Raw genomic sequence first — 22,421 nt, forward strand, 5'->3', positions numbered from 1 at the left:
TTAAAACCAATGTCCTAATATGACATTAAACACTCCTTTGTTTTTGTTTAGTGGATTGCTGTAATTTATTTTTATTTGTCCAAAAGGTGATTTGTATCCTGCAGTAATACCTAATCCTTTATGATTGATATTAAGCATATCCTTCAGATTGATTTCATTGAAAAGATTGGCCATACCGAAATGAGCGATAATGAAATAGCTTTTCTGTATCTTAAACTGAAAATTATTGGTTGCAGTTAATAGATTTGGGCTACTTGTATATCCGAAATAATGCCCTTGCATTTGTGCAAAATTACCTAGTTTTTGTTCAAAAATACCACCTATACGGTACTGATAGAAGTAAGATAAATCCTCGTGGTTTGTCGTAAATCCTCCAAAAAGACTTAGATTATAGGTAAGCCAACTGCTGATAGGGAAATTCATTCTAAGGTCTGCCTTTACTTGTATGGGAGTAATTTCGGAGTTTTTGTCGCTAAATAGATTTAATATTTTACCTTCAGCATCTAGGTAGAAACCTCTGGTAGGGAAGTTTTTGTCGTCCTGTGTATCACTCTTTATGAAAAAGTAAGGGTTGATAAAGTTTTTTATTTCGTTAATATAGGGATTATTCGTTTTAAAATAATCGTGGCTAAGCCCTCCCCCTATAGCATATCTGTCCCTCCATATAGAGTGGATAAATACTTCGTTTCTTAGCCAAGTCCAATCCTCCGTAATAGTACCCGTATTGTTTTTGAGGTTTAGTTTCATTCCTGAAGAGGAAACTCCAAGCCCTGGTATATAGCCATTATCCATAAAATAGTTAAAGTAATATCTAGGGCTATCTCCCACTACAACATCTAATGATACAGTAGAGTTGGGAAGTAGTAGTCTTCTAGCAGTAGCATTGATGAGTAGCCCTGTTTTAAATAACTCATCGTAGTGTAACCCAAACTTTAGATAATATCTGCTTTGGTCTTCATCTACTGTAACTTGGAGTGTATTTTTGCCGTTATTTTGGATAATATCATAATTGATGAGGTTATAATTATTGGTAGCATATAGTTTATCTATCATTTTATTGATGCTTCCATAAGATTGCAACGATGGTACCTTCAGATTCATTTTACCCTGTAAATACGAACGGCTAAATACCTTATTATTTATCACCTCCAAACTATCTATTTTGTAAATGTTAGAATAAATAGGGCTAGATGCTACTCTTAGTTGGGTGTGTTTCCGTTTAGGGAGTTTAGATAGTATATCGATATATTTTTGAGCTTCTTCGTAGCCTAGTTTTAGTATTTTTTCTTTATCTCCGTAGCTGGTGGCATTCATACCGTCTAGCTTTGGGTGTATGTTGATGTCAATGTATTGATATTGATTTTTAGTTTCATTCTGTATCCCAAAATCTATCACTTGGTTGAGGATACTAATGGCACTTTGCAAATCTTCCCTTTTAGCTAAACCTTGACTTAAATCTACCCCTATGATAATATCCATTCCTTTCTCTTTGAGAGGTTGTGCAGGGTAGTTGATGGTCATAGCACCATCTATATAAAGGCTATCACCTATCTTAACAGGGTCCATAAGCGAAGGATAGGCAGAACTCGCCATAATAGCTTTAATTAAATCTCCTTTTTCAAAGATTTTCATCTTACCACTTTCAAGGTTTGTGGTAACACACATAAATGGAATAGGAAGTTGAGCAAAGTCTTCTACATTAGAAACATTCTTAAATAAATCTTTAAGCATATAAATGTTCTTCTGTCCTGTAGAAATAGCCTTAGGGAGTACATTTATTTTACCATTTTTTATGGGGATATTCAGAAGGTATTTGTCTGTGGTTTTGCTGAAAAAGGAAGTTTCTTTTCTGTTTTTTTCGTTAGCAATGATGTCGTAAAAATCGGTATTGGTTATTATTTTCTCAATATCGTTTCCTGTATATCCAGAAGCGTATAGTCCACCCACAATAGCTCCCATACTCGTCCCTGAGATATAATCTACCTTTACACCTAACGAGTCTAAAACTTTAAGAACCCCCACGTGAGCAAAACCTTTAGCGCCGCCACCTGCCAAAACAAGCCCTATTTTTGGCTTTTTTGGAGTGTTTAGATTATCCTTTACTTGAGATTTGTAAGTAAAAAATGTAAGTAGTAAACTCAGCCATAATACTTTTTTCATAAGCATAAAGGTTATGTGTTAGATAATAAACCAATGAACAAATATAACAATATATCAACTAATAATTGAGGCAAAATAAAGTTTACTTGTTTTAAAACTGGATAATTAGAATTAACTTTGCCTTATGATGGAACATTATTTTTCACCAGGAAAATTACTCATCACTTCCGAATATGTTGTTTTAGACGGTGCTAAAGCTCTGGCATTGCCTACCAAAATGGGGCAAGATTTGTGGGTGGAAGAAAAAGAGGATAACAATGCTAAAATCTTTTGGGAAACTTATCATCAAAACCAGTTGTGGCTGTCTATAGAGATAGACTATCGTAAGTGGAAAATTATTTCTACCAATTTAAGGACTAATGCCGAATTTATTCTAAAGGTATTAAAGTATCTAGAATCTATTTCGTTAGAAAAGTTTAAAAAAGGAGTTTCCTATCATATCAAAACTAATCTTCAGTTTCCTGCCAATTATGGTCTGGGGAGTAGCTCTACGCTTATGGCTAACTTAGCAAAATGGGCAAAAGTAGATGCTTTTCTTCTTAACGAGAAGACATTGGGAGGTAGTGGCTACGATGTAGCAGTAGCGTTAGAAGAACAATCTATATTGTACCAGCTAAAGCCTTTTAGGGAAGTTGTACCTGTGCTTTTTTCACCTAAATTTAAAGACGATTTACTCTTCGTACATCTAAACCAAAAGCAAGATAGTAGAGAAGGTATTGCTCTGTATAAAACAAGAGAAAAGTCTAAAAAGAATATAGACTTTTTTTCAGAACTTACTGATGCGGTGCTAGAAGCAGATAGTTTAGCAGAGTTCTCAAAATTGATGAAAGTACACGAGCAAAAACTTTCTGAATTTTTAGGGATACCTACGGTAAGAGAACTCTATTTTTCGGATTATCCAGGGTTCATAAAAAGTTTAGGAGCTTGGGGTGGAGATTTTATTATGGCAGAGAATTTTTCTAGGGCAGAGACTTACTTTAGGGAGAAAGGTTTTTCTGATATTTTTAATTTTTCGGATATAATTTTATGATAATCAGTAGTTTATTTTTAAGTTGCATTTTCTGACTAATATCATTATCTTTAACGCACCGTTCCTCTTACGGAATAAGTAAATTTGTGAACCGAAAAATAAAATCATAAATTATATATAATTACACATCACCTATGAAAAATTTAAAGATTATCCAAGAGTTGCACAATTTAGGGATTACAGGTTATCATGAAGTCGTGTATAATCCTAGTTACGAAGAACTGCATAAAGCAGAGGTTTCTGATAAGAACAAAGGCTTTGAAAAAGGAGCTCAAACAGAATCAGGAGCAGTAGCCGTTAAAACAGGAATTTTTACAGGAAGATCTCCTAAGGATAGATATATCGTATTAGATGATACCACTAAAGATACAATACATTGGGATGGTAATGTTAATAGACCTACCTCTCCAGAGGTTTTTGCACATTGTAAAGATTTGGTACTTCAGCAGCTTTCTACCTCTAAAAAACTTTATGTAGTAGATGCTTTCTGTGGAACTAACCCTGATACTAGACTTAAAGTAAGATTTGTAATGGAGGTGGCTTGGCAAGCACACTTTGTTACCAATATGTTCATCAGACCATCTGTTCACGAGTTAGAAAACTTCGGAGAGCCTGATTTTGTTGTGATGAACGGTTCTAAAACAACTAACCCTGATTGGGAAAAGCAAGGTCTAAACTCTGAAAACTTCGTGATGTTTAACCTTACAGAAAAAATCCAAATTATAGGAGGTACTTGGTACGGTGGAGAGATGAAAAAAGGTATGTTTGCGATGATGAACTACTACCTACCACTTAAAGGTATGGCATCTATGCACTGTTCTGCCAATGTGGGAGAAAAAGGAGATGTAGCATTATTCTTTGGTCTTTCTGGAACAGGTAAAACAACGCTTTCTGCAGACCCAAAAAGATATCTAATAGGTGATGATGAGCACGGTTGGGATAACAACGGAGTGTTCAACTACGAAGGTGGTTGCTATGCTAAAGTTATCGACCTTACAGAAGAAAAAGAGCCAGACATCTTTAGAGCTATTAAAAGAGATGCATTGCTAGAGAATGTTGTGGTAAATGAATACGGTGAGATAGATTACAAAGACGGTTCTATTACAGAAAATACTAGAGTTTCTTATCCTATCTACCATATCAATAAGATAGTACTTCCTTCTAAAGCAGGACACGCTAGTAAGATTATTTATCTATCTGCTGATGCCTTTGGAGTATTGCCTCCAGTATCTATACTTTCAGAAGACCAAGCGCAATATCACTTCTTGTGTGGATATACTTCTAAACTAGCAGGAACAGAGAGAGGTATTACAGAACCTACACCTTCGTTCTCGCCAGCGTTTGGGGAAGCATTCCTTACTTTACACCCAACAATGTATTCTAAAACATTGATTAGCAAAATGAAAGAACATGGTGCTAAGGCTTATTTAGTAAACACTGGGTGGAATGGTACAGGTAAGAGAATTTCATTAAAAGATACAAGAGCTATCATTGATGCTATTTTAGATGGTTCCATAGATAATGCACCTAAGAGCGTAGTTCCTGTAATGAATTTAGAAATTCCTACTTCGTTACCTAATGTTTCTGAAGGTATCCTAGACCCAAGAGATACTTACGCTACACCAGCAGAATGGGAAGAAAAAGCAAAATCTCTAGCAGCTAAGTATATTAAGAATTTTGAACAATATACAGATACCGAAGAAGGTAAGAGATTAGTAGCGGCAGGACCTCAGTTATAAATTTTTACTAGAAATATTTTGAGTGAGAATAGAGTGGTTAATCTAATTGGCCACTCTATTTTCTTGTTATTAAAATATCAATAGTCAATTATGATATGTTAAAGTTTGTTAATACACATTGTAATAAGAAATCTCTAATTACCTTTGCTCACTGAAATGAAAAAGTATTTAGCCCTTTTATTAGTCGTTTTGATTACTTTATTTTCCTCGTGGAAGATAGAGGCAAACTCTATGATGCTACCAATTGGTAAAGAGGTAGGTACAACATTGGCTAAATTTTCTAAAAAACACACATCTCTTATTGAGAAAGACTTATCCGAGGATACCGTTAGTTTAATAGCCTCTTTAGTGGAGATAGATGAAGATTTCAGCTCTTTTATTTCCAGTACGATTAAGGAAGTCATTTTTTACGTTCTACTTTCTGTAGTTCTCTTTAAGATAGCTAAAATACTGTACAGAGATACCTCTGTTTTTTCTTATCTAAAGGTAAAACGCTATATCTTCATTCGTTCTATTAGAATTTGATTTGTTTTTTTATTGTAAAAATTATCGTGTATACCCGTATTTTGATATACGGATATACTCTCTTTCTATCAAACCAAGTTTGATGAGAATCATAATTTTCTAATAACTTAACAAATTAACGAAATGAATAAAATCACACTTTTATCAGTACTAATAATTTTAAATCTATCCTCTTGCAAGTCAGAAGATAAAGATAAAAAAGAAGAGATGCCTATTTATCCAACAACTCAACCCCTAAAAATGGATACTAATATCTCCAAAGATTTTGTAGCTCAAATACAATCCCAAAAAAATATAGAAATAAGAGCTCAAGGGAAGGGTTTTTTGGATAAAATCTATGTGGACGAAGGTCAGTATGTAAAAGCAGGACAAGTTCTGTTCAGAATAATGCCACAAGTCTATGAAGCTGAATTCATGAAAACAAGAGCTGAGGTAGAACAAGCTAGAATAGAATACCAAAACGCAAGTATTTTGGCTGGGAATAATATTGTTTCCAAAAATGAAAAAGCTTTGGCTAAAGCTAAACTAGATGCCGCGAGTGCAGAAATGAGAATGGCTCAGTTACATTTGTCTTTTACCACTATCAGAGCACCATTTTCTGGGGTTATCAATAGAATTCCTCTCAAATTAGGAAGTCTTATAGAAGAAGGAGATTTATTAACGAGTCTTTCAGATAATACCAATGTCTATGCTTATTTTAATGTTTCTGAACCAGAATATTTGAGTTATCAAACCAATGCTGATGAGAGAAGCAAGCAGCAAGTAACTCTAGTTATGGCAAATGGTCAAGAGCACCCAGAGAAAGGTTTTATCCAAAATATAGAAGGAGAGTTTAATAATGAAACAGGTAACATAGCCTTCCGTGCTAAGTTTCCTAACTCGGATTTGCTTTTAAGAAACGGACAAACAGGAAAAGTAAGAATGGAGATTCCCGTGAAGAATGCACTTATTATCCCACAAAAGGCAACCTATGAAATTCAGGATCAGAAATATGTTTTTGTTGTAGATAAAAATGGTAAAGTAGAATCTAGAAATATTAAAGTTACTTATTCTTTACCAGATATTTATGTGGTGAGTTCAGGGCTTTCTGCGGGTGACAAAATATTATTAGAAGGAGTACAAAAGGTAAGAGATAATGATGTTGTAAAAACTCAGTTTCAAAATCCTAGAGAGGTATTAAAAACTCTAAAACTTAATGCCAACTAAAATATTAAGCTATGTTTAAAACATTCATAAAGAGACCTGTACTATCAATAGTAATTTCTCTTATTATAGTATTTTTGGGGGTATTATCTCTATTAAGTTTACCTATTACCCAATTTCCGTCTATCTCGCCACCTAAAGTAAATATTACGGCAGAGTATCCAGGTGCTAATAATGAACTTTTGGTAAAATCAGTAGTAATCCCTTTAGAACAAGCTCTAAATGGGGTGCAAGGTATGAAATACATTACCTCTGATGCAGGGAATGATGGGGTAGCCTCCATACAAGTAGTTTTTAATTTGGGTACAGACCCTAACTTAGCTGCTGTAAATGTGCAGAATAGAGTTTCTTCTGCCATTAACAAATTGCCTCCTTTGGTGGTACGAGAAGGGGTTAAAATTACGAGGGAAGAACCTAATATGTTGATGTATGTTAACCTCTATAGCGATGACCCTAAAGCCGACCAAAAGTTTTTATTCAACTATGCAGATATTAACATTCTACCAGAATTAAGAAGGGTTAATGGTGTTGGTTTTGCTGATATACTTGGGACAAGAGAGTATGCGATGCGTATTTGGCTAAAACCTGACAGACTTACTGCATATAATATTTCTACTGATGAGGTGATGGAAGCTCTTAGTTCTCAAAGTTTAGAAGCTTCTCCAGGTAGAACAGGAGAAAGTTCTGGGAAGCGTTCACAAGCATTTGAGTATGTACTAAAGTATCCTGGGCGTTTTGATAATGAAAAAGACTATGGTAATATCATTGTAAAAGCAAATTCTAATGGAGAGTTTGTAAGATTGAAAGATGTAGCAGATGTAGAATTCGGAAGTTCAATGTATGATATCTACTCTACTCTTAATGGTAAACCTTCTGCAGCAATTACAATTAAGCAATCTTACGGTTCTAATGCCAGTGAGGTAATTAAAAATGTAAAAACATTGCTAGAAGAACTCAATAAAACCTCTTTCCCTAAAGGAATGCATTATGAGATAAGTTATGATGTTTCTCGTTTCTTAGATGCCTCTATGGAGAAGGTAGTTCATACCTTATTCGAAGCCTTTGTATTAGTAGGGATAGTTGTTTTTATCTTTTTGGGTGATTGGCGTTCTACACTTATACCAGCTTTGGCAGTACCAGTGTCTTTAATAGGTGCTTTTGCAGTGATGTCCTCCTTTGGGATAACGGTAAATATGATTACTCTTTTCGCATTAGTAATGGCGATAGGTGTGGTAGTAGATGATGCCATTGTGGTTATAGAAGCTGTACACGCAAAGATGGAAGAAAAGCACTTATCACCATTAGAAGCGACGCAAGAAGCAATGGGAGAAATAAGTGGAGCTATTATAGCAATTACTTTGGTTATGGCAGCGGTATTTATTCCTGTGGCGTTTATGAGTGGTCCGGTAGGGGTATTTTATCGACAGTTTTCTATCACTATGGCATCGTCTATCATTCTTTCTGGGATAGTGGCTCTTACACTTACGCCGGCATTATGTGCTTTAATTCTTAAAAATAATCATGGTAAAGAGAGAAAGAAGACGCCTATCAATAGATTTATAGATGGATTTAATAGAGTATTTGCCAAAGGAACAAAAAGATATGAAAACCTTTTGTATAAGACTGTAAGTAAAAAATGGATTACATTAGGCGGATTATCAGTATTTTGTTTTTTGGTATATTTCCTTAATAATGGGCTTCCGTCAGGATTTATACCTAACGAAGACCAAGGAATGATTTATGCCATCGTGCAAACACCTCCAGGCTCTACCATAGAAAGAACCAACCAACAGGCTCTAAAAATACAGAAAATAGCAGAAGGAATAGACGGGGTAAAATCTGTATCATCATTAGCTGGATATGAAATTTTATCCGAAGGTACAGGAGCTAACTCAGGAACTTGTTTAATCAACCTTAAAAATTGGGACGAAAGAGATAAATCTGCTACCGAAATTATAGAAGAACTAGAGGAGAAATGTAAAGATATAGGTGGTTCTAATATTGAGTTTTTTCAGCCACCATCTATACCAGGTTATGGTGCAGCAGGAGGATTTGAATTGAGATTGCTGGATAAAACAGGAAGTAACGATTATGCCAAAATGGAGGAGGTCAGTCGTAATTTTGTAAAGGAGCTAAGTAAAAGACCAGAACTTGCGTCTGTATTTACATTTTACTCTGCTAGTTTCCCACAATATATGTTGAGAGTAGATAATGATATTGCAGAACAAAAAGGGGTAAGTATAGGCAATGCAATGGATAATCTATCCACTCTAATAGGGTCTAACTACGAAACAGGATTTATCCGTTTTGGTAAACCTTATAAGGTTATTGTTCAGGCTGCACCTCAGTACAGAGCTTTACCTCAGGATATTATGAATCTTTATGTTAAAAATGATAAAGAGGAAATGGTACCTTACTCAGATTTCATGCATATGGAGAAAGTTTATGGTATGAGTGAGATTACGAGACATAATATGTACAATTCTGCACAGATAAGTGGCTATCCTTCGGAAGGTTACAGTAGTGGACAAGCCATAGAAGCTATAAAAGAAACAGCAGATAAAACCCTGCCTAGAGGTTATGGGATAGATTGGGCTGGGATATCCAAAGATGAGGTAGGTAGAGGTAATGAGGCGGTTTACATATTTCTAATTTGTTTAGGATTTGTATATCTCATATTATCAGCTCAGTATGAGAGTTTTATTCTTCCATTACCTGTAATATTGTGTTTACCAGCAGGTATTTTTGGAGCGTTTTTATTCCTTAAACTTTTTGGTTTAGAAAATAATATCTATGCACAAGTTGCTCTAGTAATGTTGATAGGTTTATTGGGTAAAAATGCAGTACTTATAGTAGAATATGCAGTGCAGAGAAAAAACGAAGGTGCTACAATATTCAAAGCGGCTATAGAAGGAGCTGTGATGCGTTTTCGTCCTATTTTAATGACATCTTTTGCATTTATTGCGGGGCTTATTCCTTTAGCTTTGGCAACGGGTCCAGGAGCAATAGGTAATAGAACGATAGGAACTGCAGCGGCAGGAGGTATGTTTATTGGGACAATATTTGGCGTAGTACTTATCCCTGGCTTATATCTTATTTTTGGTAAAATAGCAAGAAAAAATGAGTTGGCAGAATATGAAGACCTTAATCCATTAACAGAAGAAATTGAAGATGAAAACTAAACTAAAATATATATCATTGGTAGTCGGTAGCTTAGTGCTAGTTAATTGTAAAGCGCCGACGCCATTACAAGTAAAAGATAATGTAAAAGAGACTCTACCAGAAAGTTATACAAAAGATGAAGTTTCTAATAAAAGTACAGGGACTCCACCTTGGAGAGAATTTTTTACGGATCCTCATTTAGTTTCTTTAATAGAAACGGCTCTTAATAACAATCAAGAGTTACTAATTACATTACAAGAGATAGAAAAAGCCAAAAGTAGTGTAATGTATAGAAACGGAAGATTGCTTCCCTCAGTTTCTGTGGAGGCAGCTGCTGGCGTTAAAAAAGTAGGGCGTTACACTAGTGAAGGTGCAGGAGATGCATCTACACAAATGGAAGAAGGAAAGCCAATTCCAGACCCATTGGGTAATTTTGGAATAGGTTTACAAGCAGATTGGGAGGTGGATATTTGGAATAAACTCAGAACAGAAAAAAAATCTGCAATAGCTCACTATTTAGCTACAGTAGAAGGTAAGAATTTTGTGCTTTCAAGTTTGATAGCAGAAGTGGCACAAAGCTATTATGAACTTTTAGCTTTGGATAGTCAATACTCTTACCTTAAAAAATATATTGAGCTTCAAAGAAAAGCCTTGGAGGTTTCTAAAATTCAGAAACAGGCGGCTGCAACTACAGAGTTATCAGTTAAAAAATTTGAAGCTGAATTAGCAAAATCATCAGCGAATTTATACACAGTTCAGCAAAGCATTTTAGAGAAAGAAAATGACATCAATTTGTTACTAGGAAGATTTTACCAGCCTATTCCTCGTTCAAGTTCAGAATTTTTAGATCTTGTACCACAGTCTATTAAAACAGGTATTCCTTCGGAGTTACTGGCTAATAGGCCAGATGTTAAACAAGCAGAGCTAGAGTTAGAGGCAGCCAAGTTAGATGTAGAAGCTGCTAGAAAAGAGTTTTACCCTTCTTTAAATATTACTTTTGGAGCTGGTTTAGAGGCTTTTAAACCGAGTTACTTCACTCATTTTCCAGAGTCTTTAGCTTATAATATAGTGGGAGATTTGGTTGGACCGCTAATTAACAAATCAGCGATAAAAGCAAAATTTAATACGGCGAATGCATCTCAACTACAGGCTTTGTATGAGTATAATAAAACGCTTATTAAAGCTTATATGGAAGTCTCTAATAATTTGAATAAAATTAAAAATTACCAACAGTATTTTGATTTAAAACACACTCAAAGCAAAGATTTAGACGAGGCGATAGGGATTTCAAACCTTCTGTTTACTAATGCTAGGGCAGATTATATGGAGGTTTTGATGACGCAAAGAGATGCCTTAGATGCCAAAATGGAACTCATAGAAGCTAAAAATACACAACTGAATGCAACGGTATACCTCTACAAAAGTTTGGGAGGTGGATGGAAATAAGGCTTAATATTTTTATTATCTTTGCAGGTATAAAATTTAGGCTATGGCACTTATAAAATCTATATCAGGAATTAGAGGTACAATTGGCGGAAAAATAGATGAAAACTTAACGCCACTAGATGTCGTAAAGTTCACTTCCGCTTTCGGAACTTGGCTTCAGAATACCAAACATAAGAAAGACTTAACCTTAGTCTTAGGTCGAGATGCTAGGATTTCTGGAGGTATGGTATCCTCTTTGGTTACAGCCACTTTGCAAGGGTTGGGGATTCATGTTGTAGATTTAGGACTTTCTACTACGCCTACAGTGGAGGTTATGGTGCCAGAGTTGAATGCAGATGGAGGTATTATTCTTACCGCTTCCCATAATCCAAAACAATGGAATGCCCTTAAATTACTTAACGAAAAGGGAGAGTTCATTAGTGGTAAAGATGGAGCAGAGGTACTTTCGATAGCAGAAAGAGAAGATTTCAATTATGCTGATGTGGATAGTTTAGGAAGCTATGAAACTCGTGATGACGCGTTTGATATTCACATCAAAAAAATATTGGCATTACCAATGGTAGATGCACAAGCAGTTAAAGCTAAGAAGTTTAAAGTAGTTTTAGATGCCGTTAATTCTACGGGCGGAATAGCCATTCCACTTCTTTTAGAGGAGTTGGGTTGCGAAGTTGTAAAACTCTATTGTGAACCTAATGGGCATTTTCCTCATAATCCTGAGCCTTTAAAAGAACATCTCACCGATATATGTGAATTGGTTAAAAAGGAAGGAGCGGATTTAGGAATTGTAGTTGACCCAGATGTAGATAGATTAGCTCTTATAGACGAGAATGGGGAAATGTTTGGAGAAGAATACACGCTAGTAGCCGTGGCAGATTATCTTTTAAGAAAGAAAAAAGGAGTAGCTATTTCTAACCTTTCTTCTAGTCGTGCATTGAGAGATGTGGCTCAAAGTTTAGGGTCTTCTTATTTTGCGAGTGCTGTGGGAGAGGTTAATGTAGTTACTTTAATGAAAGAGAAAAATGCCGTAATAGGTGGAGAAGGTAACGGCGGAATAATCTATCCAGATTTACATTATGGTAGAGATTCTTTGGTAGGAGTAGCTTTATTTTTAACTCACTTGGCTAAAGAGAATAAAACAGTATCTGAGCTTAGACAAACCTATCCTGCCTATTTTATGGGTAAAAAGAAGATAGAACTTACACCAGATATCAATGTAGATGCTCTTTTGGAACAAATGACGGAGCGTTATAAAAATGAAGAAATATCCACTGTAGATGGTGTTAAAATAGATTTCCCTAATAATTGGGTACACCTAAGAAAATCTAATACAGAGCCTATCATTAGAATCTATACAGAAGCTCAATCTCAACAAGAAGCAGATGAATTAGCAGATAGAATTATAGAGGAGATTAAAGGTTTGATATAAAGAAGATTAAATAAAGTTAAATTATTTATTGGTTTAGCATTCTTTTTGATAAGGAAAACAACAAAGTTTTAAATTAATTTGGAAGAGTTTTTTGAAAATGAACTGGCAAAGCAGTTCGAAGAAATGATAGAAAATAACGAGGAACGCTACTTCGATACGGATGACTTAGAGGAAATCATCATCCACTATTTGGAGTTGGGTGATACCACCTATGCTGAACTTGCCGTTAATTTTGCATTAAAAATTCATCCTAATTCCTTAGATATTAAGACTAAAAAACTAGAAGTTCTTTTAGAATTACAACAGTATAGAGAGGCTAAAGAGCTTATTAACGAACTAAGGGAAGCGTCTTTAGAAAATACAGATTTCTTAGTTTGTTGTGCTAAATATTATTCTAATTTAGGCAATCCTAGAAGGGCGATAGATTACTGTCTTAAGGCTTTAGTACTGAAAGAAGAGGAGAATTTTCTGCATAATTTCATCGCTGATGAATATGTAAATTTAGAGGACCCTTCTAATGCTTTAATACATTATAAAAAAGCCCTCAACCACGACCCTTATGACGACTATGCTTTAGAAAATGTAATGATTTGTTTTTATAAGTTAAATAAAAATGATGATGCTATAAAATTCCTTAACCATTACATAGAAGAATTTCCTTTTTCAGAAACGGCTTGGTTTGAGTATGGTCAGTTTTATTTTAATAGAAAAAACTACGAAGAAGCCATACGAGGGTTTGATTATCTTTTAGCCATTAATTCTAATTCTGTTGGGGTTTATGCCAATAAGGCAGCCTGTTATGAGGCGATGCAAGAGTGGGATAAAGCTGTAGAGGTGTATGAAGAAATGCTAGAGTTAGAATATACTAAGGCGTATACTTACTACAAAATAGGTTTGTGTCATAAGGAAAACAAAAAGCCTTTGCAAGCTCTAAAATCCTTTCAGAAATCTTTAGTAGAAGACCCTCAGTTTTACCTTTCTATGATGGAACAATCTTTCTTATATGAAGAAATGGGGCAGATGAAAGAGGCGCTTCATTTCGCTAAAGAGGCGACCGCTCTTAATGAAACCAATGTAGACTATCAGAAAAGGTTGGCATTTTTGTATATAGATTCGGAGCTTTTTGAAGAAAGTTTGCCATGTTTAGAAAAAATGGTAGAGGCAGAATCTGATAGATTTTATAATTGGTATGCTTATACCGAAGTACTGATGTTGGTAGGACAGTATAATAAAGCCTTAGAAACCTTACAAAAAGCTATTTCTTTACACAAAGATAGAGCCGAGTTTTACTATCAAATGAGTAATGTGTTATTTAATCTTGGTAGAGAGGAGGAGGCTAGAGATTATTTAGCTACGGCATTGGTAATGGAGCCAAGTCTCGCGCAAGATATGTTACAAAAATACCCATTTATTCGAGATGAGGTAAAAAGGGTAAAAGCCAATAAGAAAGAAAGCTAGAGGCTCTTTCTTATTGGTTTTAGTAGTTCTTCTAATCCATTGATTTTAATTTCATAAACGGTAGCTAGTTGCATACCTAGTTTATTCTTAGGAAAACCACCATTTCTCATAAACCACTCTAAATAGGCCACGGGGAGATCTGCTAAGATGTAGTTCTTATATTTACCAAAAGGCATTTTAGTAAGGCAGATTTCTTTTAGAATTTCAGGATTCATTGGTGGTAGTTTCAGTGTTTTTATTTTCTGTGGGAGATATACCTGCTAGAGCTTCTTCATCGGAAGCGATAACTACGTTATCCTCATCAGAAAATTCATCTCTATATATTTGTATTAGAAGTAAAGTTACAGAGACTAAAATTGGTCCAAACACCAATCCCATAAACCCAAAAAGATTCATTCCTAAGATGATGCCAAACACCGTATTAAGGGGGTGTATATCTTCTAATTTTTTGAGTAATGTAAATCTTAGTACATTATCTATAAGTCCCACTACAACAAGACAATAGATCGCCAATCCTACACCCGAAACAGTGTCGCCTTCAGCAATCATAAACAGAGCTACAGGAACATAAATAAGAGCACCACCAACAATAGGTATCATAGAGGCAATGGTGGTAAGAGCAAATAAAAGTATAACGCTAGGAGCTCCAAAGATAAGATAGCCTATCAATGCTGCAAGACCTTGCCCAAAAGCCACAACAGGAATTCCTATGGCGTTGGCAATAATCATTTTTCTTATTTTTTCGCTGATGAGGTTAATATTGGCTCTTTTAAGAGGGGCCGCATTGGTTAAAATACGCTCAAAAATTCTAGGTTTTACTAACATAAAATAGAGAAGGAAGTAGGTAGAGGCAACAACGGTAACAGTATTGAGTGTACTGCTAAGAATAGTAGTAGATAATTGTCCTGCTGTTTCTTTTACTTTATCTAGATTTTCTTTACTTAGAATATCTATTTGTACTTCAGAAAGGATATAAGAGTGTATTTTGTCTAAAAAATCATTAAACCTGCCCATATAGGCTTGAGCATTACCCAATTTTTCTATAAGAGTATCAATTAAAAAATAGAGAGGTAAGATAAGGATAACTACCGTAGCTAGCATAATAACTAAGGCAGAAGCCCAAGGTTTCCAATTCTTTTTTTCTATGAGATAAAGATTGTATTTCCGTGAAATTACATAAAGCGTTATAGCACCTAATAAAGAAGGTAGGAACATTGCTAACTGATAGGCCATCAATAAAAATAATGTGACGATGATGATGATGAGGGCTATTTGTTTAATTTTAGTATTGCTTATAGCATCATTATATTTATTGTTACTCATTGATTATTATTTATATAATTAGTTATGATTGATGTATTACTTTAATTTTAAATATCTGTTTATATAGAGTATAAATCATTGCATTCCAAAAAGGGAAGGTTAATAAGCCTCCTATACCTAATGCGAAAAACCCTGCGTAGCTAAATATAAATGCAACTAAAGCTCCTACAAATACAGTAGTGAAATTAGCTTTAAAAGCCATAAAATTAAGATGAATACTAGTAAAAATACCCACCCTTAGAAAATACATCAGGGGAGCTGCAAATAGTGTAAGAAATACCCAAAGTACAGGTAAAGGCTGAAGCATTCCTGCATAAGAATAAATCATGGACCAAAATAAATGATAGCCAAAAAATCTAAAGAAAGAATAGCCATTATAGCCAATAGTTAAATCTGATGTGGAAGGGATTTCTCCTAAATCAATCTTTTTATAAATTTCGTAAAAGCCTATATTCAAAGGATATAATAGTGATTTTACTATCATTATAGAAAATACAAAATGCTGGAAAGAAGTATTCTCCATCAGCTCCGCTAGAGTTTGGGAAATTAAGGTATAATTTCCAGAAAATAACTTTCGGAAAGATTCCATTTCAGTTTCCAAACCAAAATAGCTAAATAGTCCAACAGCAAAAGTCATCAGTAGTCCAAAATACAAAACAGAAAATAGTATTTGGAAGCCTATGGTTTTTTGCCAATAGCCGAAAGCGTCCTGTAAAATCTGGCTGATGTTATTCACTTTATTAAACTCTGGGCTAGAACTCATATAATTTATTTTGCACAAAAATAAGCATTCTTTATTTTTGCCAAATGTTTTCTACAGAAAATCAGTTCGCTTTGATGGATAAACTCTCTTTGGAGAGTATTCCATTCTTTTTCATCATAGATTTTATGATGACTAGAATAGAAGTATTTACTTTAGAAAATTTGGAACAATCAGGGCTTAATGTGGATTTTCCAAACTTTAAAATAAAATCAATTCCCAATATTCCCAAACCTTATCATTATGATTGGGAAGTGTTTCCAGAAACGAAAGAAGAGTATCTCAAAGGTTTTCGTATAGTGCAGGAGCATTTAAAAAAAGGAAATTCCTATTTGACTAATTACACTAGAAAAACTGAAATAAAAACCAATCTTTCTTTAGAAGAAATTTTCTATTTCTCTAATGCCAAATACAAAATACTTTATCCCAATCAGTTTGTTTGTTTTTCTCCTGAAACTTTTGTGGAGGTAAAGAATAATAAAATAGTCACTCACCCAATGAAAGGAACGATAGACGCTTCCTTAGAAAACGCTGCAGAGATTTTAAAAAACGATATTAAAGAAAAGGCAGAGCATTACACGGTGGTAGATTTACTTAGAAATGACCTAAGTCAAGTAGCGGATAATGTTCAGGTTAAAGAGTTTCAGCGGATAGATTTTATTAAAACTCAACAGCGAAATTTATATGCAATGAGTTCCGAGATAGAAGGTGTGCTAAAACCTCAATTTAGAAATAAAATAGGCAGTTTAATGCAGAAACTACTTCCCGCGGGCTCTATATTAGGAGCTCCAAAGCCTAAAACAAAAGAAATTATATTAGAGGCAGAAGGCTACAACAGAGGTTTCTATACTGGTATTTGCGGTTGGTTTGATGGGACGGATTTGGACTCTTGTGTGATGATAAGATTTATAGAAGCGGAAGGAGAAACTTTATTTTTTAAAAGTGGCGGAGGTATTACTCACTTAAGCAATCCTGACGACGAATATCAAGAGATGAAAAACAAAATTTATGTGCCAATTTATTGAAAGCATTTGTTGGGAACACGGTAAGTTCTACCTAGTTGATTTACACCAAGAAAGAGTGGATAGTTCTTTTCAGAGGTTTAATAGAAGTTCGGTTGTTGATTTGGAGAAAATCCTTAGAAGTGTGGAGATTAAAACTCCACAGAAGCATAAAATAAGAGTGGTTTATGATTTAGAAGGGTATTATGAGGTAGAGGCTCTTCCTTATCAACCGCCTAAACTTAGCTCTTTTGAAATAGTGGAAGCTCCCGAAATAGATTATAGTCTTAAATATAAAGATAGGAGTAGTTTAAATCAATTAAAGGAAAATTCTAATGCTTCAGAAATTATTATTACTCAAAAAGGACATATTACAGATACTACTTTTTCCAATCTTATTTTCCTTAAAAATGAGGAATGGTTTACTCCAAAATCTTACTTGTTGAATGGTGTTCAGAGACAGAATTTGCTTCAAAAAAAACAGGCTAAAGAAGTAGAAATAACTTTAGATAATCTATCAGAATATTCTTATTTTAAAATAATTAATGCTATGAATTGTTTTGAAAAAGCTCCGATGTTTTCAATAGATTTAATAAAATAAAGCCTTGCAATTTCTGTTTAGAGATTTCAAGGCTTTGGGATTAATATGGATTTATTTTTTGAATAGAGATAGAAACAAAGCTCCCATTACTCCTCCATACAGCGTACTGTTGATAGGCTTAGAGGTAATAGCACAAGTGCCAGTACTACAGCCTACAAACTTTCAATACAGATAGCCACCTACGGCACCTATTATTGCTCCTATAATGCTTAGCTTATGCTTTTTAATAAAATCTATCATTTCTTACTCTACAGGGTCGCTCATTCTACCAATGGCACAGCTTACAAAAGATTTGGCTTTCTTTAGTATAGTATTATTTCCTTTTTCAGGATAGCCTAAACTAGACAATTTATCAACAAGAGAAGCACGGTCTATTGCTCCCGTAACTGTAACCGTTTCGGTATCTTTATCTATGGTAATAGTTTCTATGTTTTCTATTTTAAGAATGGCTTTTTTAATACTGTTCATACAGCCACCGCATTTTATGTTTTCTACTTCTATGTTGTGGGTTGTTGTGTTGTTTGACATCGCTTTATTTTTTTATTAGGTTAATAAATAATTCCAAATCGGTCTTAGGAGAGATGCTATTATAGCAAGGTTCTAAAGTTTTTAATTTTAAAAATCTTAAGCAAAGATAGGATTTTAATGATTATAAATTTATTAAATGGACTTTTTTCTCTACGGAAATCCTTTTTAAATCATTTAAAAAAAAATTTTATTTTCGTCAAAATAAAAATTATAGTAGGTATTCTTAAATTAAAAAGTAAAATGAAAAAGAAACTAATAACGCCGTGTGTATTATTTGTAAGTACATTTGGTTTTACACAAGAACTCAAGACAGATTCTGTTGCAAAAGCTAAGGAAATTCAAGAAGTTATTATTAAATCTCAACGCAAGAAGCAGTATAATGACCACGCTGCCTATACCTTTGATAAAGCAGCTCTGGAGAAAGCTAATAATGCTAAGGATTTGTTGGTAACACTTCCAGAGTTGGTACACGACCCTGTAAGTAATTCTACCCAAAGTATCCGTGGTGGGAAAACCTTGTTCCTCATCAATGGTATAGAAGCTACTGAAGCCCAAATAAGGAGTGTTGCCCCAACTAATGTGGTACGAGTGGAGTACTATGATATTCCTCCTGCTCGTTGGGCAAACCGTGCCGATGTGGTCGTAAATATGATTACTAGAAATCCAGAATTAGGCTACTCTTACGGGGCAGATGTTACTTCTGCTCTTACTACGGGTTTCTTGAACGGAATGGTCTATGCCAATTATACCAAAGGTAAAAATGATTTTGGGCTAGAATATAATCTGAATGTTAGGGAGTATAATAACAGACGGACAAAAAAGCTACGAAATTATAGCATCAATGGTGTAGATTATTCTTCGGAGGGCTTAGGAAGAGATGCTTTTGGTTATACAAACCAAGATATAGCCTTGCGTTATACCCGTGTAGAACCAGAGAAATACACTTTCCAAGCTAAGTTTAATATTAATCCATTTACTTATCACAATCAAGGAGAGACCTCTAATATATTTACTCAAGGTGGTGTGGTAAATAGGCATCAAGCGGTGGAGCATTCTAATCAAAAATATACTAATCCAACTTTAGACCTCTATTATTCTAGAAATTTGGGTGCAAAAGATGAATTGATAGTCAATTTTGTGGGCTCTCATTACAAGACGAACTCTACAAAGTATAATAGAGAATGGAATGTAGCTACCAATGCTGAAGTTTTCCTCAATGAAATGAAACTGAATGCCTCACAAACAGGAATTGTAGGAGAGATTGCCCATAGCCATCAGTTTGAAAAGGGTAAATTAACGAGTGGTTACCGTTTAACCAATACTAATGTGGATAATCAGCTTAATAATATACTAGGAGCTTCTCAATTTGAAGTAAACTATTTGGAGCAGTATTTTTATACAGAGTATAATGGGAAATGGGATAAATTCAGCTATCGTTTGGGTATAGGTGCTAATAATATACAGAATAAAACAGCCACTAATTTTACTAATGATTGGGCATTAACGCCAAAGTTGGTTCTGTCTTATGCGTTAGGCAAACAGGCGTTCCGTTTTTCTAGTAGTTATAAAAATGCGAACCCAGATGGAGAAATGATGAGCCCTAACTTGGTGCAGAGTGCACCTAACTTATTCCATTCGGGAAATCCTGACTTAAAGCCTCAAAGGCAGTTTAATAACCAACTGAATTATTCCTTTAATACTAATTATTTTGATTTGAATACTAAAGCATTTTATAATGTTGTTAAAGGGTATTTTGCTTCTGTTTATAAAGAAAATACAGCATTCAATGGCTATGTTCTTAACTATCAAAACGCACCGTATTACAGAGAGGCAGGTCTTGGGATTACAGGTTCTATTAAGCCCTTTGCTAGTGATTTGTTGGTGATACATTTGTATTTTCAGCCTACTTCTATGCTAATGGAAACACAGGAAGGGCACAAGGCAAAGGTAAGCTATGTACGGAATAATTTCACACTCACTTCTAAGTATAAACAATGGAGTTTGTTTTATCAATTTAATGTTCCTGTGTATAGGATCAGTGGTTCTTTTCTTAGCAAAAACGAGAATTCTAACCATTTTTCCTTGTCTTATCAGTTAGGAAATTGGAAACTATCTACAGGAATGTATTTTATGGGAATGCCTGCACAATATGAAACGAAAGCATTAGATTTTAGCCCAGTACAGAGCGAGGCTAAAACCCAGATTTTTGATAATAAAAATATGTTTGTGCTAGGAGCGTCTTATGATTTTTCTTTAGGGAAGAAACTACAAATACAAAAGAAACTAGATAACCAGACCAGCGGAGCGGTAACTTTCTAGAGAGGGCGATAGAATGCTTTAAAGTTAGGGTAGCGAAGTTGGTTTTGCTGCCCTAATTTTTGTTGGGGGGTTCTTGTTCCGCTGAAATGCGTGAGGTGTGCTGTAATGATGGCGATTTTTGGGTGTTTCAATGCGGTGTATTAAATTATTCTCAAAAAAATGAGTTCCTACTGTTCATTCTTCTATTCCTACGGGCTGTTTTTGTGTTCCTCCAGGTTTTTTTGCGTTCCTCATTGCTATTCTTGCATTCCTCAGAGTCGTTTTTGTATTCCTACTGCCCATTCTTCTATTCCTCATTACTATTCTTGTCTTCCTCAGAGCCGTTGTTTAGCTCCTCACCGTTGTTTTTGTCTTCTTACGGACTGTTTTTATGTTCCTACTAGTTATGGGCGGATTTTCTTGCGTTGATTTTTGGGCTTTTTATTCTAAGCTACTTCTCACTATAGTACATTTCTAAGAATGAGAGGAACTCGTTCATTCTATAAAAGTTATTGAGGGCTAAAAAGAGTATCATCACCCCTAAAAACAACTGAAGCCCTAGGGTGGCATTGGTATTTTTTCGGTAAGAATGTAAAAGCCACCCCAAAATTAGAGGAATAACGAATACAAAATGCCCTCCGTAGATGTAGGAGGTATGCAGCCCGAATTTTAGGACACAATGTATCATAATATCTACAAGAAAAGACAACATCAGAACTTGAACGAGCGGCTTCTTGAACCCTCTTAAATATCCCCAAAGAACGAGTACAAACAGCAACCCCACAAATATATAAGAGAAGTAGGTGGTATAGACTTCCATAAATAAGGCTTTGTAGTGGAAGTTATGTTTGTTGTGATAATCTCTGATAATAAAACTAGGGAATAACACATTGCCACCCCAAAACCAAGAAACTACCATATCCCAAATAGGCACGAGTTTCGGTTGCGAAAATTTTTCGTACTGTTGTCCTGTTTTATCTAAAAATGCAGAAAACTGAAAATTCATTCGGTACATAAAAAGTAGTAAAAATACCCCTACCGAAAGTCCTACCTTTGCCACCGCATTCGCTAAGTGTTTGATGTTGTTGTACCATTTCCTTTCAAACAAAATAGGAATGTAGACTTTAACAATATTGGTAATGGTAAGCCCTCCTATCGCCAAGCTACTTAGGCATAGCATTCCCCAAGAGAGCGTTCTTCTTTGTGTGAGCCTCAAGGCAGCATAGTAGGTAAATCCGCTTAGAAACAAAAGACTGTAAGTGTAGGTTTCTGGCGTGAAGGACAGCATAATATTGGTACTAAACAAGCCAAAAAATACCACTAAAATAAGACTACTAGCCAATGATAGCTGAATGATGTTTTTAAGATATTTAAAAATAAAAACCATTGTCCAACTAATGGCTAGGCTACTCAATAGAGCAAGGCTTAGCCTAAAGAGATGATTTTTATGTCCGCTAGAAACCCAAAGGGAGAACTCTCTAATGGCATCAAAAAAATAGTTGGATAGAGGGTGTCTTTCGTACCCGCCACCTGTCATTACAATAGCTCTATTGTCAAAACTAAAATAGGCGTCCCAAGGGATTCTGTCATCAAATACAATGGTGGAAGTTAAGGCAATATGCCCCGCCAAAATACCATACGCCACAAGAAAGAAAATAAACAAAGCCCACTCCACCCACGAGCTAGGGCAACTTTGTTTTAGAATGCCATAAAATTTAGATTTCATTACAGTTTTACCAAAATTTCCGCAAAAATACTCTA

The 22,421-nt window shown here is 34.9% G+C and carries 18 protein-coding genes and 1 pseudogene; 10 read left to right on the forward strand and 9 right to left on the reverse strand.

Annotation, left to right across the window (positions count from 1 at the left end; genetic code table 11):
• A complete protein-coding gene (locus D1J36_RS04235) occupies positions 1 to 2,166 on the reverse strand; it encodes a patatin-like phospholipase family protein (RefSeq protein WP_154137343.1) in 2,166 nt (721 codons plus the stop codon).
• Positions 2,167 to 2,287: 121 nt separating this feature from the next.
• Between D1J36_RS04235 and D1J36_RS04240 the strand changes: the two genes are divergently transcribed.
• Both D1J36_RS04240 and pckA read left to right on the forward strand, forming a co-directional pair.
• Complete coding sequence (locus D1J36_RS04240) at positions 2,288 to 3,190, forward strand: GYDIA family GHMP kinase (protein ID WP_154137660.1); 903 nt, start codon at positions 2,288 to 2,290, stop codon at positions 3,188 to 3,190.
• A gap of 134 nt (positions 3,191 to 3,324) precedes the next feature.
• Positions 3,325 to 4,929 (forward strand): phosphoenolpyruvate carboxykinase (ATP), encoded by a 1,605-nt coding sequence (pckA, locus tag D1J36_RS04245; RefSeq protein ID WP_014937789.1) that lies wholly within the window; start codon positions 3,325 to 3,327, stop codon positions 4,927 to 4,929.
• A gap of 134 nt (positions 4,930 to 5,063) precedes the next feature.
• Here the strand turns inward: pckA and D1J36_RS04250 are convergent, their stop codons facing one another.
• Positions 5,064 to 5,333: a hypothetical protein gene (locus D1J36_RS04250; protein WP_185147741.1), complete on the reverse strand. Its 270-nt coding sequence runs from the start codon at positions 5,331 to 5,333 to the stop codon at positions 5,064 to 5,066.
• A 244-nt stretch (positions 5,334 to 5,577) separates the two neighbouring features.
• Here D1J36_RS04250 and D1J36_RS04255 point away from each other — a divergent pair, with 244 nt between their 5' ends.
• The 5 genes from D1J36_RS04255 (at position 5,578) to D1J36_RS04275 (ending at position 14,149) form a co-directional block, all read left to right on the forward strand.
• Entirely contained in the window at positions 5,578 to 6,660 is a 1,083-nt protein-coding gene (locus D1J36_RS04255) for an efflux RND transporter periplasmic adaptor subunit (protein ID WP_154137345.1), read from the forward strand.
• An 11-nt stretch (positions 6,661 to 6,671) separates the two neighbouring features.
• Positions 6,672 to 9,839, forward strand: a complete 3,168-nt coding sequence (locus tag D1J36_RS04260) for an efflux RND transporter permease subunit (protein WP_154137346.1) — start codon at positions 6,672 to 6,674, stop codon at positions 9,837 to 9,839.
• Positions 9,829 to 11,265, forward strand: coding sequence for a TolC family protein (locus tag D1J36_RS04265; protein WP_154137347.1), 1,437 nt, complete (start codon positions 9,829 to 9,831; stop codon positions 11,263 to 11,265). The genes D1J36_RS04260 and D1J36_RS04265 overlap by 11 nt, the downstream gene beginning before the upstream one ends.
• A 43-nt stretch (positions 11,266 to 11,308) precedes the next feature.
• Positions 11,309 to 12,691 (forward strand): phosphoglucosamine mutase, encoded by a 1,383-nt coding sequence (glmM, locus tag D1J36_RS04270; protein WP_154137348.1) that lies wholly within the window; start codon positions 11,309 to 11,311, stop codon positions 12,689 to 12,691.
• A gap of 78 nt (positions 12,692 to 12,769) precedes the next feature.
• Complete coding sequence (locus D1J36_RS04275; protein WP_154137349.1) at positions 12,770 to 14,149, forward strand: tetratricopeptide repeat protein; 1,380 nt, start codon at positions 12,770 to 12,772, stop codon at positions 14,147 to 14,149.
• Here the strand turns inward: D1J36_RS04275 and D1J36_RS04280 are convergent.
• The 3 genes from D1J36_RS04280 to D1J36_RS04290 are packed head-to-tail and all read right to left on the reverse strand — an operon-like array spanning position 14,146 to position 16,235.
• A complete protein-coding gene (locus tag D1J36_RS04280; RefSeq protein WP_014937782.1) occupies positions 14,146 to 14,364 on the reverse strand; it encodes a DUF3820 family protein in 219 nt (72 codons plus the stop codon). The genes D1J36_RS04275 and D1J36_RS04280 overlap by 4 nt on opposite strands.
• Positions 14,354 to 15,472, reverse strand: coding sequence for an AI-2E family transporter (locus tag D1J36_RS04285; RefSeq protein ID WP_154137350.1), 1,119 nt, complete (start codon positions 15,470 to 15,472; stop codon positions 14,354 to 14,356). Before D1J36_RS04285 ends, D1J36_RS04280 begins: the two co-directional genes overlap by 11 nt.
• A 22-nt stretch (positions 15,473 to 15,494) precedes the next feature.
• Positions 15,495 to 16,235 carry a hypothetical protein gene (locus D1J36_RS04290; RefSeq protein ID WP_154137351.1) on the reverse strand — a complete coding sequence of 247 codons (741 nt, stop codon included), beginning with the start codon at positions 16,233 to 16,235 and terminating at the stop codon, positions 15,495 to 15,497.
• A gap of 44 nt (positions 16,236 to 16,279) precedes the next feature.
• Between D1J36_RS04290 and D1J36_RS04295 the strand changes: the two genes are divergently transcribed.
• A complete protein-coding gene (locus D1J36_RS04295) occupies positions 16,280 to 17,257 on the forward strand; it encodes an aminodeoxychorismate synthase component I (RefSeq protein WP_154137352.1) in 978 nt (325 codons plus the stop codon).
• Positions 17,241 to 17,834, forward strand: coding sequence for an aminotransferase class IV (locus D1J36_RS04300; protein ID WP_154137353.1), 594 nt, complete (start codon positions 17,241 to 17,243; stop codon positions 17,832 to 17,834). Before D1J36_RS04295 ends, D1J36_RS04300 begins: the two co-directional genes overlap by 17 nt.
• A 51-nt stretch (positions 17,835 to 17,885) precedes the next feature.
• On the opposite strand, the pseudogene D1J36_RS09900 reads toward D1J36_RS04300, so the two are convergent.
• Together D1J36_RS09900 and D1J36_RS04305 are read right to left on the reverse strand one after the other, a co-directional pair.
• Positions 17,886 to 18,074 (reverse strand): annotated as a pseudogene (locus D1J36_RS09900) (DUF6132 family protein).
• A gap of 3 nt (positions 18,075 to 18,077) precedes the next feature.
• On the reverse strand, positions 18,078 to 18,362 hold the full coding sequence (locus D1J36_RS04305) for a heavy-metal-associated domain-containing protein (protein ID WP_004920483.1): 285 nt from the start codon (positions 18,360 to 18,362) through the stop codon (positions 18,078 to 18,080).
• 117 nt (positions 18,363 to 18,479) lie between these two features.
• Between D1J36_RS04305 and D1J36_RS04310 the strand changes: the two genes are divergently transcribed.
• The gene (locus D1J36_RS04310) at positions 18,480 to 20,681 is read left to right on the forward strand and encodes a TonB-dependent receptor plug domain-containing protein (protein ID WP_154137354.1); all 2,202 of its coding nucleotides are present in this window, start codon (positions 18,480 to 18,482) and stop codon (positions 20,679 to 20,681) included.
• Here the strand turns inward: D1J36_RS04310 and D1J36_RS09885 are convergent.
• The gene (locus D1J36_RS09885) at positions 20,678 to 20,812 is read right to left on the reverse strand and encodes a hypothetical protein (protein ID WP_289202851.1); all 135 of its coding nucleotides are present in this window, start codon (positions 20,810 to 20,812) and stop codon (positions 20,678 to 20,680) included. The two genes, D1J36_RS04310 and D1J36_RS09885, sit on opposite strands and share 4 nt — an antisense overlap.
• Positions 20,813 to 21,111: 299 nt before the next feature.
• Positions 21,112 to 22,386, reverse strand: a complete 1,275-nt coding sequence (locus D1J36_RS04315) for a DUF6080 domain-containing protein (protein ID WP_154137355.1) — start codon at positions 22,384 to 22,386, stop codon at positions 21,112 to 21,114.
• Positions 22,387 to 22,421 lie beyond the last annotated feature (35 nt).

The sequence above is a fragment of the Riemerella anatipestifer genome (assembly GCF_009670965.2).
GTDB classification, from domain to species: domain Bacteria; phylum Bacteroidota; class Bacteroidia; order Flavobacteriales; family Weeksellaceae; genus Riemerella; species Riemerella anatipestifer_B.

Excerpts from the sequence above, each read along its gene's own strand:
- D1J36_RS04235 (WP_154137343.1), bottom strand. The coding sequence starts at position 2,166 with ATGCTTATGAAAAAAGTATTATGGCTGAGTTTACTACTTACATTTTTT.
- D1J36_RS04240 (WP_154137660.1), top strand. The coding sequence starts at position 2,288 with ATGGAACATTATTTTTCACCAGGAAAATTACTCATCACTTCCGAATAT.
- pckA (WP_014937789.1), top strand. The coding sequence starts at position 3,325 with ATGAAAAATTTAAAGATTATCCAAGAGTTGCACAATTTAGGGATTACA.
- D1J36_RS04250 (WP_185147741.1), bottom strand. The coding sequence starts at position 5,333 with ATGACTTCCTTAATCGTACTGGAAATAAAAGAGCTGAAATCTTCATCT.
- D1J36_RS04255 (WP_154137345.1), top strand. The coding sequence starts at position 5,578 with ATGAATAAAATCACACTTTTATCAGTACTAATAATTTTAAATCTATCC.
- D1J36_RS04260 (WP_154137346.1), top strand. The coding sequence starts at position 6,672 with ATGTTTAAAACATTCATAAAGAGACCTGTACTATCAATAGTAATTTCT.
- D1J36_RS04265 (WP_154137347.1), top strand. The coding sequence starts at position 9,829 with ATGAAAACTAAACTAAAATATATATCATTGGTAGTCGGTAGCTTAGTG.
- glmM (WP_154137348.1), top strand. The coding sequence starts at position 11,309 with ATGGCACTTATAAAATCTATATCAGGAATTAGAGGTACAATTGGCGGA.
- D1J36_RS04280 (WP_014937782.1), bottom strand. The coding sequence starts at position 14,364 with ATGAATCCTGAAATTCTAAAAGAAATCTGCCTTACTAAAATGCCTTTT.
- D1J36_RS04285 (WP_154137350.1), bottom strand. The coding sequence starts at position 15,472 with ATGAGTAACAATAAATATAATGATGCTATAAGCAATACTAAAATTAAA.
- D1J36_RS04290 (WP_154137351.1), bottom strand. The coding sequence starts at position 16,235 with ATGAGTTCTAGCCCAGAGTTTAATAAAGTGAATAACATCAGCCAGATT.
- D1J36_RS04295 (WP_154137352.1), top strand. The coding sequence starts at position 16,280 with ATGTTTTCTACAGAAAATCAGTTCGCTTTGATGGATAAACTCTCTTTG.
- D1J36_RS04300 (WP_154137353.1), top strand. The coding sequence starts at position 17,241 with ATGTGCCAATTTATTGAAAGCATTTGTTGGGAACACGGTAAGTTCTAC.
- D1J36_RS04305 (WP_004920483.1), bottom strand. The coding sequence starts at position 18,362 with ATGTCAAACAACACAACAACCCACAACATAGAAGTAGAAAACATAAAA.
- D1J36_RS04310 (WP_154137354.1), top strand. The coding sequence starts at position 18,480 with ATGATTATAAATTTATTAAATGGACTTTTTTCTCTACGGAAATCCTTT.
- D1J36_RS04315 (WP_154137355.1), bottom strand. The coding sequence starts at position 22,386 with ATGAAATCTAAATTTTATGGCATTCTAAAACAAAGTTGCCCTAGCTCG.